Genomic DNA, 15,678 nt, shown 5'->3' with positions numbered 1-15,678 from the left:
ATTATTAAAAAAGGGTAGGGCACACCGACAGCATACTTTGGCTGTCGGTGTGATTTTTTGCTTTATAAATTATATAGTAAATAATATTGATTTATGAATTAATGATTAACTTTTTTGGGTTATATTCAAAATGTTGGGGTAACATTAATAAATAATGGTTTAGTAAATTATCGGTCGGGCAACAAAGTAAAGCAAAGGCTAAACTTTCTGCCCGAAATTAAAAGTTTGGTCAACCTTTTTAAAGGCTGTGGGCAATGCCCACAAATCTTTATGCTATCGCAAATTTTGATAGCTAAACGGCTTGCCGTTTGGCGGCTTGAACATAACAGCGAAAGCCGATGCGATAGCAACAAAAAAGATATTCTTATAATTTGTGCCGTCATTGCTACACAATGACGGCACATTATTTTGATTATTCTTTTTTAAAGGCTGTCGCCTGTTTTTTCAAACTTAGTTTTAGCACGCAAACAGCAAAGCTGTTTGCGCCAACGAATTTGTTATAAAGGAAACTTTTTATTGGCTCTGCCCAAACCCGCACCCTTTAAAAAGGGTTGACCTACATTTTCAGTTTTTATAACTAAACTTTGTGTGCCAAACAATAATTCACCCCAATTTTTGATAAAAATTACTTTTGCAAATAAAAAGTGCCCTGCATTGCAAGGCACTAATAATTATTACAATTATTCTTCTGTTTCGGTTTCGTCTGCTTTTTCTGCAGCAGGGGTTTCTGCTGGCTCTTCTGATTTTTCTTCAACCTTTTCTTCAGCTTTTTTCTCTGCGACAGGTTCAGACTCGGCAGGTTCTTCTGCTTTTGGCTTTTCGTCGGCAGCTGCCCTTGTTTCTTCAGCCTCGTTAGCAAGCTCTGCTACATCGTCATTATCAAGGCATAAGTCAAGTTCTTCAAGGAGCATTGCGTTCTGTTTTTTCTTGTGCTGTTTTACTGCAAATACAGTTGCTGATACTGCAACAAGTGCTCCGAGTGCACCTGCAGCGGCGCAAATTAATTTTTTATTATCATCCATATTAAACACCTCTTAAAAATATAATTTTATTTTGTTTGATAATTATTCAAAATAAAAAATGCTTATTAAAATGAAATATCACTTTAATAAGCATATTATATCATAAAAATTATGCAATGCAACACTTAATTTGTAAAAATACCAAAAAAATTTGAATATTTTGCACATATATAAACAAAGTGTCTATTAATATACATTTTGGAAAATATTGCAATTTTAAATTATTTTGAATATTCGCAATAGTTGCCCAAAAAGCTGAATTCAGGCATTTCGGCGCTGAGCTGAGCTATAAGGTCGGTAACCTCTTTACTGCTGACATTGCCAGAAAAATCAAGGTAAAACAGATATTCAAATCCCTCGTCACTGCTTGGGCGTGGGCGAGATTCAATTTTTGTGAGGTTAAGACCGAGCGAATTGAATCTGCAAAGCAAGCCGTAAAGCGAACCTGTAACATGGGGGAGAGAAAAACAAAGGCTGATTTTGTTTGAATCGGGTGTGATGAACAGCTTTTTGGAAATAACAATAAATCTTGTTGTGTTTTTATCGCTATCCTGCAAATGATTGTCAAGCACTTTTAAACCGTATTCCTCTGCCGCTTTGTAAGAACATATAGCGGCAACATTAAGGCGCTTTTCTTTTGCTACATCACGAGCGGCAATAGCTGTGTTTGAACATGGTGTAGAATCAAAATTATTTCTTGCAATGTAGTCGGCGCACTGTGAAAGTGACTGCGGATGCGACCATACCTTTTCAATATCTGAAAATTCAGCTTGCTTTAAACCGCCAAGGCAGTAATCAATAGGCAAATCAAGCGCTCCGACAATGTAAAAACGGTGCTTTAAAATTAAGTCATATACAGCTGAAACCGAGCCTGCGTTTGAATTTTCAACAGGCAGTACGCCAAAGGTGATTTCGTCCCTGTCTACGGCGTCAAAAACATCGCCGAATGACTTGTAGCACTGAGCCTGAGCATCGGGGAAAAGTCTTATTGTTGCCTCGTGACCGTTAGCTCCTTTAATTCCCTGATAACCAACTTTGACATTTGTCTTTGGAATTTCGGTTTCAACATTGCTGATAATCTGCTTTATTTCTGCACCACTGCCTACAATATTGTGCTGTAAAGCTCTCGAAAGCTCCATAATATTTGAGTAAAGCAGTCTTGCATATGAACCGTACTCGCCGCCACGCTCTTCGATAGTGTCAAGAATTTCATTCTCTCTTGCTTGATTAAGAACAGGGATGTTGTTGGCTTTTTTGTAGTTGCCAACTTCCTTGGCACAATCCATTCTCTTTTTGAAAAGCTCAATAATCTGTTCGTCTATACTGTCAATTTCAGTTCTGATTTCTGAAAGATTTCTCATTTTTATTCATCCTTATTATAAAAGATTTATAATTGCAACGGCTGTAACAGCCTCAATAACAGGTACGGCTCTCGGCACAATACACGGGTCGTGTCTGCCGTTTATAACAAGTTTTGCATTTTCTTTTTTCTGCAAATCGACTGTGTCCTGTTCTTTAGAAATAGACGGAGTAGGCTTTACTCCTGCTCTGAATATAACAGGCATACCGTTTGTGATACCGCCGAGAATACCGCCGCAGTTGTTGGTTTTTGTTACAACCTTGCCGTCTTTGTATTCAAAAGGATCGTTAGACTGAGAACCACGCATTTTTGAAAGCTCAAAGCCTTTGCCAAATTCAATGCCCTTTATTGCAGGCACACCGAAAACAGCCTTTGCGATTACACCCTCAACACCGTCAAACATCGGCTCGCCAATGCCTGCCTCAATACCGCTTACGGCGCACTCAATAGTACCGCCTATGCTGTCCTGTGCAAGCCTTGCGGATTCAACTTCTGCACGCATTTTTTCTTCAACCGACTCGTCAATGAGCGCAAAGGTGCTGTTGTTGAGCTTGTTTATAAGCTCATCATCAATAGCAACAGGATTAAAGCTATCATCGCTTACATTTCCGATACTTGCAATGTGAGCGGCAATTTTAATGCCTTTTTCTTCAAGAATCTGACGGCAGATTGCGCCTGCAAAAACTATCGGCGCTGTAAGTCTGCCCGAAAAATGGCCGCCGCCTCTAATATCGTTGCTTGCGTTGTATTTTATGTATGCTGTGTAGTCGCTGTGACCCGGACGAGGACAGTTTAAAAGATTGCCGTAGTCGCCGCTTTTTGTATTTGTATTTTCAATTACCGCACATAATGGTGCGCCTGTAAGAGTATCTCCAAGCATACCGGAAAGTACCTTTGGCAGGTCGCTTTCTTTGCGTGGGGTTGCAGTTTTGTCTTTGCCGGGAGCTCGTCTTGACATCTGAACAAGCACTTTGTCCATATCAATTTTTACGCCGGCAGGAAGTCCGTCAATTACAACTCCTATGCCATTGCCATGGCTCTCGCCAAAGACAGATATTTTTATTTTTTCACCGTAGGTCGAGGACATTTGCCTTTCCTCCTATGCTGTTGTAGTCTATATAAAAATCGGGGTAGCTTTTGTTAATGCTCATTGCAAAAGTGGCGGTTATATCTTCATCACTTCTTGCGGCGCAAACAGCGGCAGACATAACGATTCTGTGATCGTTGTAGCCGTTTACATTTCCTCCTTTAAGAGAAGAAACCCCTGTGATTTCAAGTCCGTCCGAAAGTTCCTTTGCTTTGCCGCCGAGATTATTCAGCAATTCGGCGGTGGCTTTCAGTCGGTCACATTCTTTTATTCTTAATCTTTCGGCATTGATAATCTTTGTCGTGCCCTCTGCAAATGCGGCGCATACCGACAGTACAGGTACAAGGTCGGGAATTTGAGATGCGTCAATGGTAATTGCCTTTAAATCGCCTTTTTCCACTGTAACTTCATTATCCCTCTGAGTAACCTTTGCGCCAAATTCAGCGAGTATTTCGGCACATTTTTTGTCGCCCTGAGTTGAGTCCTTTGCAACTCCTTTTACAGTTACCTTGCCGCCGATTGCACCAAGCACCATAAAGAAAGCCGCCTGCGACCAGTCGCCGTCTGTTGTGTAATTGCAAGACTTGTAGGTTTGACCGCCTTCAATATGCCAGCCGTTTTCTGTGGTGTCGATATTCACACCAAACTGTTTCATTGTGCGAATTGTCATAGCAATGTAGCCAACGCTTTCGAGTGGGGAAGTGAGTACAATTTCACTGTCGCCCTCAAGAATTGGCAGAGCAAGCAAAAGTCCTGTGATGAACTGTGAACTTACATTGCCGGGAATTTCAAAAATTCCGCTTTTAAGCTGACCGTTTATCTCAAGCGGAAGTCCGCCCTCTGTTTTGCAGGTTGTGCCTGCTTTTGGCAATGCCTCGGTAAAAATTCCGATAGGGCGCTGCGGAAGTTTGCCTTTGCCTACAAAAGTTGCATTTACATTGCCGACAGCGGCAATAGGAATGAAAAATCTTAGTGTACTTCCGCTTTCTCCACAATCGAGAAGAGCGGTTTTGTTTTTATACATATTAGTTCCGTCAACAGTGAGAACATTGTTTTCGAGCACCGCCTCTGCGCCGAGCGCCTTTATACAGCCGATGGTGGCTTTTATATCGTTTGACAAAGCAACGGGAGAAATCCTGCTTACTCCGTTTGCCATGGCTGCGCAGATTATCGCCCTGTGAACATCACTTTTTGACGGCGGTACATTTACAGTTCCGTTTGGAACAAACGGGCTGAATTTTACATCAGACATATGTATCCTCCAATCAGGTTGTGATAAAGTCGCAGAGATTGGCAAGTTCAACTTTCTTTGTAAAGCTGTCGCCTATTTTTGTTAAAAGTACAAGGTCAATTGAGCTGCCTGCTGTCTTTTTATCGCCTTTTGCAGCCTGTGCCATCTGCTCAAAGGTAGATTTATCTGTAGTCGGCAGACCGTATTTTTTGCAAAGCGCACAAATTTTGTCGGCTGTGCCTTTTTCGGTAATTCCGTGTTTTTCACCTGCTTTTGTAATAAGCACCATACCTATGGCAACTGCCATTCCATGACTTATGCCTTTAAAGTTATAGATTTTTTCAATAGCGTGTCCGAGAGTGTGACCGAAGTTTAAGAGCTTTCTTTCGCCTGCCTCTTTTTCGTCACGGTTTACTACATCACGCTTTATTGAAACGCAGATTTCGATAATATCTTCAATATGCTCAAGTGCATTTTGATTTTCAAGATTTTCAAAGAGTTTTTCATCTTTAATGCAGCCGTATTTTATAACTTCACCCATACCGTCGCAAATATAATCATCGGTAAGGGTTTTGAGCGTGTCGGGGTCAATCAATACGGCAATAGGCTGATGAAAAGCGCCTACAAGGTTTTTGCCCTGCGGCAAATCAACGCCTGTTTTTCCTCCGACAGATGAATCTACCTGAGAGAGGAGAGAGGTAGGAATTTGAATAAAATCAATTCCACGCAAGTAGCTTGCAGCGGCAAAGCCTGCCATATCGCCTACAACACCGCCGCCGAGAGCAACAACAATATCTTTTCTTGTCATAGAAAATTCTGCAAGAGTGTTATACATTTCTGCAATAGAGCCGAGGTGCTTTTGCTCTTCGCCAGCTTTAAAAATATGTGTTGCAACTTTAAATCCCTCTTTTTCAAGAGAATTTTTCACTCTGTCCATATAAAGCGGAGCAACATTGCTGTCTGAAATTATAGTAACCTTTTCTGCCTTTGAAAGAGCCTTTGCGTATTCGCCGCATTTGTCAAGTATTCCTCTTTCAATGCAAATATCATACGGCTTGCCCGTATCTACTCTGACTGTTCTCATACTTTACCTCAATTCTATTCGCCGAGAGCAGTTTTTACCTTGTGTCCCTGCTCCAATAATTCTGCAAGAGTTTCTCTGTCTTCTGCTTTGATTGCGTCTTTAATTTTTGTAATATTGTCAATGAGTATGTCAAGCTCGGTAATAAGCGGCTCACGATTTTCAAGGAAAAGCTCGCTCCAAAGTTGTGAATTGATATTTGCAACTCGTGACACATCACGATAACTGCCGGCTGAAAATCCCTTATGATTTGGACAGCACGGACTCATTACATAAGAACAAGCCAACACATGGGGGAGCTGTGAGGTGAATGCAATCATTCTGTCGTGTTCTTCGGGAGTGGTAATTTTAACTGTGCCAAAGCCGATTTTTCTTGCAAGATTTGCGAGAATTTCTACTTTATCGTCAGGTGCTCCGCATGGAGTGATTATGTAGCTTGCGTTTTTGTATAAGTCAGCCTCGGAAACATCAAATCCGTTGGTTTCCTTGCCTGCCATTGGGTGACTGCCGATGAATACAAAGCCGTATTTTTTTGAAAGAGCAGAAAGACTTGGGCAAATTGCTCGCTTGATTCCCGAACTGTCGGTTACAATAGCGCCTTTTCTTATGTAGCTGCCATATTTTTCTATAAAGTCTACGGCTGCCTGCGGATAAAGCGCAAGGATTATAATATCACATTCTGTAAGGCTTTCGGGAGAGCCGATTTTGTCGATTGCTCCCACCTCAAGTGCCTTTTCTGCTGTTTTTTGTGTTCTGTTGATACCGATTACAAAGTTGTCGGTATATTTTTTAATAGCCTTGCAAAAGCTGCCGCCTATAATGCCAAGGCCGACTACGGCAATGTTCATTTTCAGTGCCTCCGAATATATTAAATAGTAAAATTACTTGCTGTTGATTTCGTTAATTGAGTTCTTGAGTGCAAATACTTTATTTGCAACCTTGTCGAACTGCTCAGGTGTGAGTGACTGCGCACCGTCCGAAAGAGCGTGCGGCGGGTCATTATGAACCTCAATGATAAGACCGTCTGCGCCTGCGGCAACTGCCGCCATTGCAAGCGGCTCAACAAGCCATGACTTGCCTGCTGCGTGACTTGGATCAACGATTACAGGAAGATGTGAAAGAGCCTTTACAACAGGAATTGCGGAAATATCAAGTGTGTTTCTTGTAAAGGTTTCGTAGGTTCTTATACCTCTTTCACAGAGAATAACCTTATCGTTGCCGCCTGCCATAATGTATTCGGCGCTCATAAGCCATTCCTCAATAGTAGCGGAAAGACCTCTCTTTAAAAGAATAGGCTTATCAATTTTGCCGAGCTCCTTTAAAAGCTCAAAGTTCTGCATATTTCTTGCGCCAACCTGAATAATGTCTACATTCTCAAACATATCAATGTGAGATGCTCTCATAATTTCGGTAACAATAGGAAGACCTGTTTCTTTTCTTGCAATCTTTAAAAGGTCAAGACCCTCAGCCTTTAAGCCTTGGAAAGCGTAGGGAGAGGTTCTCGGCTTGAATGCACCGCCTCTTAAGAATGTAGCGCCTGATGCCTTTACGCTTTTTGCAATGTCAACAATTTGAGTTTCGCTTTCAACCGAGCAAGGGCCTGCCATAATATGCAGACTGCCGCCGCCGATTGTTATATCATCATTGATTTTGATTTTTGTATCGTCCGGGTGAAATTTTCTGTTAGCCTTTTTGTATGGTTCCTGAACTCTCTTAACATTTTCTACAATGTCCTGAGCGTCAATGTAGTCCATATCGATTTTAGTAGTGTCGCCGATAAGTCCGAGAACTGTTGACTGCACACCCTCCCATTTATTTACTTTTACATTGTATTCCTCTTTGAGCATATTTGTAAAATTCATAATCTGCTCGGGTGAGGCTGATGATTTTAATACAATAATCATTTTTTTAACTACCCTTTCATTCGCATTTATATAATTTAATTCATATTTTACCACTTTAAAGCGTTACAGTCAAGCCCGTTGTATGCTTAAAATGCTTTTATTTGCTTTTTGCCGAATCAATGGCATTGAGTATTGCGTAGGCTGTTTTTAGCGGTGTGCTTTTGCCGCTTACTGTAATGTCGGCGGCAGAAAGATAAACAGGAAGTCGCTTTTCGTAAAGCTCACGCATTGCCTCCTCTTTGTCGGGGCGCTGTAAAAGCGGTCTTGTTGTGTCGTTTTTAAGCCTTTGCTTTATAATGTCAAGCGGAACATCAAGAAGAACGATTTTGTCTTTTCCTCTGAAAGCGTCTATGTTGCGCTGAAAAGTAAATGCGCCGCCGCCCGATGCGATTACAAGGCCCTCGGTATCGGCAAGCTCAAGGCATGCCTCGTGCTCCATATCTCTGAAACGGCTTTCACCGAATTTTTCAAAGATTTCGGAAATTTTCATTCCCGCCTTTTCCTCAATGTATAAATCCATATCTATAAATTTTCTACCTGCTTTGCGGGCAAGGTTTCTGCCGACAGTTGTTTTGCCGCAACCCATAAAGCCGCATAAAACTATATTATTCACTTAAAATCCTCCAAAATTATCTGTTCTTTAATTCGTTGGAAGCGGCAATGCAGATTTTTTCGATTTCGGCAGGGTCATAAACAGAGCCGTCCCATATTTCGTGAGAAACAACAGCCTGCCATACAAGCATTGACATACCGCCGACAGCGTTTGAGCCGTTAGCCTTTGCTTTCTGAATAAGTACGGTTTCAAGAGGATTGTAAACTGCATCAAAAACATTTTTGCATTTTGCGATTACCTCATCGCTTACAGGCTGATTTTCTACCTTTGGAAACATTCCGATAGGTGTTGCGTTGATAAGCACATCAATGTCGCCGCTAAGCTCGCTGATAAGGCAGTGTGACGGCTGAGAGCCGATAACCGTGTTTTTGATTTCGTTGCAAAGATTTTCGGCAATCTCAACATCTTCGGGTCTTGTAGCAAAAAGAACCGGAATATTTTTAAGTACAACCTCATAAGCCATTGTGCGTGCAACACCGCCACAGCCAAGAATTACAACTCTGCCGCCAAGTGTTATTTTTGCGGCGTCAAGCGCCTTTAAAAATCCGTCAGGATCTGTTGTGTAGCCCTTTGAGGTATAGTTTTTGTTGTCAACGGTATTTACACTGCCGTACATATTTGCTTTTTCATCAATTTCATCAAGATACTGAATAATATTCTGCTTGTGAGGAATTGTAATGTTATAGCCGCTCAATTTAGATAAAATGTGGTCATATTCATATCCGAGGCTTTCGGGAGCAACATCAAGTTTTGTATAAACGGCGTCGATTCCTGCAAGCTCAAACAATTTTGTATGTATAAAAGGTGACATAGTATGTCCGATAGGATGACCTATTACTGCATATTTTTTAGTACTCATAAAAATATACCCCCTAAAAAAATTTTTGGTAAAAATAGAAAAATTTTAAAATTCTATTGACAAAAGAATAAATAAACAATAATATAATCTAAGAAGCAAACCGATTACTCGATTGCTTATTCCATTGTAGCATAAAATATGTACTTTTGTCCATAATTACAATGGATACATTAAATATTTTTTTATTATGGGAGGAATTCCAATGGTATTGGAAAAAGTTAAGGCAATTCTTGCTGAGCAGTTCGATGTTGAAGAAGATAAGGTAACAGCTGATACAGATTTACAGGAAGATCTCGGCGCTGATTCACTTGATGTAGTAGATTTACTTATGTCAATCGAAGACGAGTTCGGCGTAGAAGTTCCTGATGATGAAATCGAGAACATCAAGACTGTTGGCTCACTTGTTTCTTACATTGAGGCAAATTCATAATTGAATTAAAAAATCTGAGGTCAGGCGGTTGTCTGACCTCTTTTACTTTTTGCAATAAAAATAATGTCGGTACTTGCAAAATAATTAAATTATAGTATAATAGAAATGTTATGATACACGAATATTTCTTTATATGGAGGAATTGAAATGGCAAACAACAAAAAAATGGTTGAGGCTATTACAAGCAGAGATGAAGACTTTGCAAAATGGTATACCGATATTGTAAAAAAAGCAGAACTTGTTGATTATTCAGGCGTTAAGGGATGTATGGTTATCCGCCCATATGGTTATGCTATTTGGGAGAATATTCAGGCTGACCTCGACAAGAGATTTAAAGAAACAGGTCACGAAAATGTATATATGCCTATGTTTATTCCAGAAAGCCTTTTGCAGAAGGAAAAAGACCATGTTGAGGGCTTTGCTCCCGAATGTGCATGGGTAACAGTAGGCGGCAGTGAAAAGCTCAACGAGCGCCTTTGCGTTCGTCCTACATCAGAAACACTTTTTTGCGAGCATTATCAGAAGATTATTAACACATACAGAGATCTTCCAAAACTCTACAATCAGTGGTGCAGTGTTGTAAGATGGGAGAAAACAACCCGTCCTTTCCTCAGAACTTCCGAATTCCTTTGGCAGGAAGGTCACACAATGCACGAAACGGCAGAAGAGGCAAAGGAGGAAACTCTCCGTATGCTCCATGTTTACGAGTCATTCTATAAAGAAACTCTTGCTATTCCGGCTGTAATCGGCAGAAAGACAGAGAAAGAAAAGTTTGCCGGTGCAGAAGAAACCTATACAATCGAGCCGATGATGCACAACGGCGTTGCTCTTCAGGGCGGTACATCACACTACTTTGGCGACGGCTTTGCAAAGAGCTTTGGCATTACATTTACAGGTAAAGACAATAAGCAGCATTATCCGCACCAGACATCATGGGGTGTGTCAACAAGAATGATCGGCGCTATCATTATGGTACACAGCGATGATGACGGTCTTGTGCTCCCACCGAGAATTTCACCTGTACAGGTTGTAATTATTCCTGTTGCACAGCATAAGGAAGGTGTACTTGATAAGGCTTACGAACTTAAGGCAGAGCTTACAAAGCGTTTCAGAACTAAACTTGACGACAGCGACCACGCTCCGGGCTGGAAGTTTGCTGAGTATGAGATGAAAGGTGTGCCTGTAAGAGTTGAGATTGGCCCTAAGGATATAGAAAAGGGTCAGTGCGTAGTTGTAAGAAGAGATACCCGTGAGAAGTATTTTGTACCGCTTGAGGGACTTTCCGATTATATTGCTGAGCTTCTTGATACAATTCACAACGATATGTACGAAAGAGCACGCAAGAATACAGAAGAAAAAACATTTACAGCCACAAACTATGATGAATTTCTTGACATTGCCAAGAATCACCCCGGCTTTATTAAGGCTATGTGGTGCGGCGACAGCGCTTGTGAGGAAAAGCTCAAGGACGCAACAGGCGGCGTTAAGAGCCGTTGTATTCCTTTTGTTGAGGAGCACATCAGCGATGTTTGCGTATGCTGCGGCAAGCCTGCTAAACATCAGGTTTATTGGGGCAAGCAGTATTAATTAAAATAATTTATTTGAAATGTATAAGGAGGTGCTGAGGCTATGCCTATTAAGGTTCAGAGCAATTTGCCTGCAATAAAGGTGCTTGAGTCTGAGAATATTTTTGTTATGCCAAATGAAATAGCGATAAAGCAGGACATTCGTCCGCTGAAAATCATTATTTTAAATCTGATGCCAACAAAAATTACCACAGAAACCCAGCTTTTAAGGCTTTTGGGCAACAGTCCGCTACAAGTTGATATTGAGCTTTTGCAGATGGCATCACACACTTCAAAAAATACCTCACCTCATCACCTTACTACCTTTTACAAAACCTTTGACCAAATAAAAAACGAAACCTTTGACGGTATGATAATTACAGGCGCACCTGTTGAACAGCTTGAGTTTGAAGATGTTGACTATTGGGACGAGCTTTGCAAGATTATGGAATGGTCAAAGCATAATGTTTATTCTACACTCCATATTTGCTGGGGAGCACAGGCAGGACTTTACTATCACTACGGTATTCAAAAGCATAAGCTAAAGGAAAAGCTTAGCGGTATTTACAATCACACAATATTAGATCCGCATCATCCGCTTATGCGTGGCTTTGACGATACTTTCTGTATTCCTCATTCAAGGTATACGGGCGTGAGGGAGGACGATATACGCAGAAACAGCGCACTCGAAATCCTTGCAGTGTCAGAGCTTGCAGGCGTGGCAATAGTTACAAATAAGTCGGGCAGACAGGTGTTTGTAATGGGACACGCCGAGTATGACAGGGATACCCTTGCAAGTGAGTATTATCGTGATGAAAACAAGGGAATCAATCCGAAAGTTCCGTACAACTATTTTCCGAATGACGATGCGTCACTCACACCGCCAATGGTGTGGAGAAGTAACGCAACATTGCTTTTCACAAATTGGCTTAACTATTATGTATATCAGGCAACTCCGTACGATTTACAGGACTTGCTTGAAAAATATCCGCATTAAACTAAAAACCATGAGCAGTTCATTTTGGACTGCTCTTTTTTTGGAAATTTTTTATAAAAACATATTGACAACCGTAACGCTTTAGCATATAATTCAATTAGTTAATTAGACAATTAACTAAATAACTAATAAATCAACAGGAGTGATTTTATGGGAGATGTGTGGAAAGCACTGGCTGATCCCACAAGGCGGAAAATTCTTGAATTGCTTAAAAATAAAAGCCTTAACGCAGGGGAGATTGCCGCTGAATTTAATATGACAAAGCCGTCTATAAGCAATCACCTTAGTATTTTGAAACAGGCAGACCTTGTGGACTCGGAAAAAATCGGTCAGAATGTTATTTATTCGCTGAGAACAAGCGTAATTGAGGATATGCTCAGAACGCTTTCAGATCTGACAGGAAGAGAGGAAAAATAGTATGAAAAAGTTTATTTTATTAATTTTATCGTTAATCAACACCGCAGTAACAGCTGCTTTTATCGCTGTTAATCCAAACGAGGTTCTGCCATCGCATTTTGGAGTGAACGGAAATGCAGACGCTTACGCTTCAAAATGGGCGCTTTTGCTTGTTCCGTGTATTCTTGTAGTATTTTCGATTGCATTTGCAATTTATGCAGCAATAAAAGAAAATGACGAAAGCTATAAATCCTACAAAAAATATGCCGAGAGATGTATCGGTGCAATATTTGTGTTTTTACTTGTCATTTTCTGGGTAATGCAGGTAATGGTGTTGCAAAATGCGTCAAATATGGGCAATCTGTTTTTCCCGCTTATCAGTATTACAATGGGCTGTATGTTTGCTTTTATAAATAACTTGATGCCGAAAATCAAGCAGAATTCCACCTTAGGCTTTAAAACCCGTGCAACGCTGCGCAGTAAAACAGTATGGAAAAAGGTTCACCGCTTTGCGGCATACCTTGGAGTTATCGGCGGAATTACAGTGGTATTTTTAGGTGTGATTTCACTGTTTGCGACAGGTATTTCAAATGTTCTGTTCTTCATTTCGCTTATAATTATTCTTGCAAGCGCAATAATACCTGCAATCTACGGAGAGATTATTTATTCAAAGGAAAAGAAGTCAAAAGTAAATGTTGAATAATTTTCTGATAAAATTTTAACTCGGATAAGAGGAAAATTCCTGAATAAAATCCCGACAGGGGAGAGCGTCAAGCTTTAGTTCCTGTCGGGATTTTTATTACAATTTACAAGACAGTTTGCAGAGTTAAACACTCATTTTTTCTCGAATAATTGCGAGAATTTTGCGTTCTCTGCGGCTGACCTGCACCTGCGTCATTGCAAGTCGGTCAGCGGTTTGTGACTGGGTTTTATTTTGAAAATAGCGCAGATGTATAATCTGCCTGTCACGCTCATCAAGCTCGGCTATTGCATTTTTTAGGCTCAGCCTTTCGGTAATCTCCTCTTGTTTGTCGCTTACAGGTATGTCTATTCGGGAATTTCCGTCATCGTCATAGTCGGCATTAAGGGAGAGTGGGGAACAGCCTGCCGCAAGCGCCTCGCAAATTTTATCTTCGCTTACATTAAGTGCTTTGGAAAGCTCGGTTATACTCATTTCTCTGCCGTTTTCTTTTTCGTACTCGTTGTTAAGTTTGCAAATTTTTAGCATTAGCTCTTTAAGGGTGCGACTAACCCGTACAGAGCCGCCGTCACGAAATATATGCTTTATTTCTCCTAAAATAACAGGTACGGCATAGGTAGAAAATTTAAGTCCTCGGCTTTCGTCAAACCGCTCAACAGCCTTTGCAAGTCCAAGACAGCCTGCCGAAAAAAGTTCCTCATATTCCACTCCTTTGCCTGCAAAATGCTTACAGCAGGAGTGAACAAGTCCCATATGCTTTTGTGCAATTTCGTTTTTGTTCCCGATAATATTATCACTGCTTTCCGACATACCGCTTACCGACCTCGTGCAAGAAATCTGTCCGATGAAATTACCTTTTCAAGCGTAACAGTAGTGCCTTTGCCGACTGCGGATTTTACCTTTACCTTGTCGCAAAAACTCTGCATAACCGCAAAGCCAAGACCTGCTCTGTCTTCTTCGGGAGCGGTGGTAAAGAGCGGTTCCATTGCCTTTTCAATATCCGCAATGCCACAGCCCTTGTCACGAATTTTTATGACAACCTTGTTGTTTTCGTAAATTTTTCCGCTTATGTAAACTGTTCCGCTTTCTCGGCGGTAGCCATGCACAATGCAGTTTGTAACAGCCTCTGAAACGGCGGTTTTTATGTCTGAAAGCTCGGCAACGGTTGGATCAAGACCGATAATAAAGGCTGATACCGCACTTCGGGCAAAAGCCTCGTTACTGCTCTTTGACGGAAAGCTAAGGCTCATTTCGTTAATTAAATTCATCTCAGCACCCCCAATCCTTCAAGTCCCGAAAGTGCAAAGAGCCTATACATATTTTCAGGTATATTGACTACACGCACAGCGCCTCCGAGTAATTTCATTTGGCGGTATCTGCCGAGCACCAATCCGATTCCGGAGCTGTCCATAAATGATACTCCCGAAAAATCAAGGCAAAGCAGCTTTGGCTTGATAGATTCGCAGATTCCGTCAAGCTTTGTGCGTATTCTTGCGGCTGAGTCATGGTCAAGCTCGCCCTCAATGAACGCAGTCAGCACATTGTTTTCAAATTTTGTTTTGAGCATTTTAAACATCCTTTTTGCTGAAAATTCAGCTCGCTATTTTTGCCCGATTAAAGGCAAATAAAAACTCCATAACTATATAATAATAGCTATGGAGTAAAAATTTTGTTTTATTGTGTTGCAGAAAAAATTATTTCTTAGCAAGTGAAGTAAGGTAATTAAAAAAATCTTCAAAACTTCCGTTTTTGTAAGCCGAATAATCTTTGTTGTTGCGGTTAATAACGCAGTCTGTAATAAGGAATGTGTCAAAGCCAAGCTCGGCTGAGCATAAATCCTCATCAACATCATTGCCCACCATAAGGCTTTCTTTTGGAGAAATGCAGCATTTTTCGCATAAATCTTTAAAATACAGAAGATTGGGTTTACAGCTTGACGAGTTGTCATAAACGGTAATATACTCAAAATCATCGGGATTAAGTCCTGCCCATTCAAGTCTTTTATATGTAGCCGACTTAGGAAAAATCGGATTTGTTGCGGCAATTACTTTGTATCCGTTTTCTTTTGCAAAATCAACACATTTTTTTGCATAAGGATTAACGAAGGTTGCGGTCTTTGCGGCGACAAATTCATTATTATAATAATCGGTAAACATATCTTCGTATTTAATAAGGTCAACGCCGCTGACTTTTGCGGCGGCTTTCCAAAACACATCTCTGTTAAGCGCAGAACCATCATTTTTTGACATTGCGCCAAGTCCTGCCATTATAGAATCGGTAAGAGCCTTTGGCTCAATTTTAAGTACGGGTATCATTTTTTCGCAGAGCGAGCCGAAATAATATTTAACAAATTCGTGAACATCCATCGGCAAAAGTGTGCCGTCAACATCAAATAAAATATTTTTATACATCATAATTCCTCCAAACACTATA

General features: G+C 40.8%; 18 protein-coding genes. 5 read left to right on the top strand and 13 right to left on the bottom strand.

The window, feature by feature from the left end; genetic code table 11:
* Positions 1 to 680 precede the first annotated feature (680 nt).
* The 9 genes from DXC23_RS08715 to aroE form a co-directional block, all read right to left on the bottom strand.
* Positions 681 to 1,022: a hypothetical protein gene (locus DXC23_RS08715; protein ID WP_117705726.1), complete on the bottom strand. Its 342-nt coding sequence runs from the start codon at positions 1,020 to 1,022 to the stop codon at positions 681 to 683.
* A gap of 221 nt (positions 1,023 to 1,243) precedes the next feature.
* Positions 1,244 to 2,383: a chorismate mutase gene (locus DXC23_RS08710; protein WP_117705725.1), complete on the bottom strand. Its 1,140-nt coding sequence runs from the start codon at positions 2,381 to 2,383 to the stop codon at positions 1,244 to 1,246.
* Positions 2,384 to 2,398: 15 nt separating this feature from the next.
* The gene (gene aroC / locus DXC23_RS08705; RefSeq protein ID WP_117705724.1) at positions 2,399 to 3,469 is read right to left on the bottom strand and encodes a chorismate synthase; all 1,071 of its coding nucleotides are present in this window, start codon (positions 3,467 to 3,469) and stop codon (positions 2,399 to 2,401) included.
* Complete coding sequence (gene aroA / locus DXC23_RS08700) at positions 3,450 to 4,721, bottom strand: 3-phosphoshikimate 1-carboxyvinyltransferase (protein ID WP_117705723.1); 1,272 nt, start codon at positions 4,719 to 4,721, stop codon at positions 3,450 to 3,452. Before aroA ends, aroC begins: the two co-directional genes overlap by 20 nt.
* A gap of 13 nt (positions 4,722 to 4,734) precedes the next feature.
* A complete protein-coding gene (aroB, locus tag DXC23_RS08695) occupies positions 4,735 to 5,784 on the bottom strand; it encodes a 3-dehydroquinate synthase (protein ID WP_117705722.1) in 1,050 nt (349 codons plus the stop codon).
* Positions 5,785 to 5,798: 14 nt separating this feature from the next.
* Positions 5,799 to 6,629 carry a prephenate dehydrogenase gene (locus DXC23_RS08690; RefSeq protein WP_117705721.1) on the bottom strand — a complete coding sequence of 277 codons (831 nt, stop codon included), beginning with the start codon at positions 6,627 to 6,629 and terminating at the stop codon, positions 5,799 to 5,801.
* A 33-nt stretch (positions 6,630 to 6,662) separates the two neighbouring features.
* Positions 6,663 to 7,685, bottom strand: coding sequence for a 3-deoxy-7-phosphoheptulonate synthase (aroF, locus tag DXC23_RS08685; RefSeq protein ID WP_117705720.1), 1,023 nt, complete (start codon positions 7,683 to 7,685; stop codon positions 6,663 to 6,665).
* Between the two features lie 97 nt (positions 7,686 to 7,782).
* Positions 7,783 to 8,298, bottom strand: a complete 516-nt coding sequence (locus DXC23_RS08680; protein WP_242997465.1) for a shikimate kinase — start codon at positions 8,296 to 8,298, stop codon at positions 7,783 to 7,785.
* A gap of 16 nt (positions 8,299 to 8,314) precedes the next feature.
* Positions 8,315 to 9,157: a shikimate dehydrogenase gene (gene aroE, locus DXC23_RS08675; RefSeq protein ID WP_117705719.1), complete on the bottom strand. Its 843-nt coding sequence runs from the start codon at positions 9,155 to 9,157 to the stop codon at positions 8,315 to 8,317.
* Between the two features lie 202 nt (positions 9,158 to 9,359).
* Here aroE and acpP point away from each other — a divergent pair, with 202 nt between their 5' ends.
* From acpP to DXC23_RS08650, 5 genes are all read left to right on the top strand, one after another.
* A complete protein-coding gene (gene acpP, locus DXC23_RS08670) occupies positions 9,360 to 9,587 on the top strand; it encodes an acyl carrier protein (RefSeq protein WP_117705718.1) in 228 nt (75 codons plus the stop codon).
* 147 nt (positions 9,588 to 9,734) lie between these two features.
* Positions 9,735 to 11,174: a proline--tRNA ligase gene (gene proS, locus DXC23_RS08665; RefSeq protein ID WP_117705717.1), complete on the top strand. Its 1,440-nt coding sequence runs from the start codon at positions 9,735 to 9,737 to the stop codon at positions 11,172 to 11,174.
* A 42-nt stretch (positions 11,175 to 11,216) separates the two neighbouring features.
* Positions 11,217 to 12,149: a homoserine O-succinyltransferase gene (gene metA / locus DXC23_RS08660; protein WP_117705716.1), complete on the top strand. Its 933-nt coding sequence runs from the start codon at positions 11,217 to 11,219 to the stop codon at positions 12,147 to 12,149.
* A gap of 150 nt (positions 12,150 to 12,299) precedes the next feature.
* Positions 12,300 to 12,566, top strand: coding sequence for an autorepressor SdpR family transcription factor (locus DXC23_RS08655; RefSeq protein ID WP_117705715.1), 267 nt, complete (start codon positions 12,300 to 12,302; stop codon positions 12,564 to 12,566).
* A 1-nt stretch (position 12,567) separates the two neighbouring features.
* Positions 12,568 to 13,248, top strand: coding sequence for an SdpI family protein (locus DXC23_RS08650; RefSeq protein ID WP_117705714.1), 681 nt, complete (start codon positions 12,568 to 12,570; stop codon positions 13,246 to 13,248).
* Between the two features lie 123 nt (positions 13,249 to 13,371).
* Here the strand turns inward: DXC23_RS08650 and DXC23_RS08645 are convergent, their stop codons facing one another.
* The 4 genes from DXC23_RS08645 to DXC23_RS08630 form a co-directional block, all read right to left on the bottom strand.
* Positions 13,372 to 14,055, bottom strand: coding sequence for a sigma-70 family RNA polymerase sigma factor (locus DXC23_RS08645; protein ID WP_242997463.1), 684 nt, complete (start codon positions 14,053 to 14,055; stop codon positions 13,372 to 13,374).
* Positions 14,056 to 14,060: 5 nt separating this feature from the next.
* On the bottom strand, positions 14,061 to 14,513 hold the full coding sequence (gene spoIIAB, locus DXC23_RS08640) for an anti-sigma F factor (RefSeq protein WP_117705713.1): 453 nt from the start codon (positions 14,511 to 14,513) through the stop codon (positions 14,061 to 14,063).
* On the bottom strand, positions 14,510 to 14,812 hold the full coding sequence (locus DXC23_RS08635) for an anti-sigma factor antagonist (protein ID WP_117705712.1): 303 nt from the start codon (positions 14,810 to 14,812) through the stop codon (positions 14,510 to 14,512). The genes spoIIAB and DXC23_RS08635 overlap by 4 nt, the downstream gene beginning before the upstream one ends.
* Positions 14,813 to 14,939: 127 nt before the next feature.
* Complete coding sequence (locus DXC23_RS08630; protein WP_117705711.1) at positions 14,940 to 15,659, bottom strand: HAD family hydrolase; 720 nt, start codon at positions 15,657 to 15,659, stop codon at positions 14,940 to 14,942.
* Positions 15,660 to 15,678 lie beyond the last annotated feature (19 nt).

Source organism: Eubacterium sp. OM08-24 (assembly GCF_003438075.1).
In the GTDB taxonomy this organism is placed as follows: domain Bacteria; phylum Bacillota; class Clostridia; order Oscillospirales; family Acutalibacteraceae; genus Ruminococcoides.
Note: the sequence above shows the minus strand (reverse complement) of the source record. Positions and strands in the feature narration are given on the sequence as shown.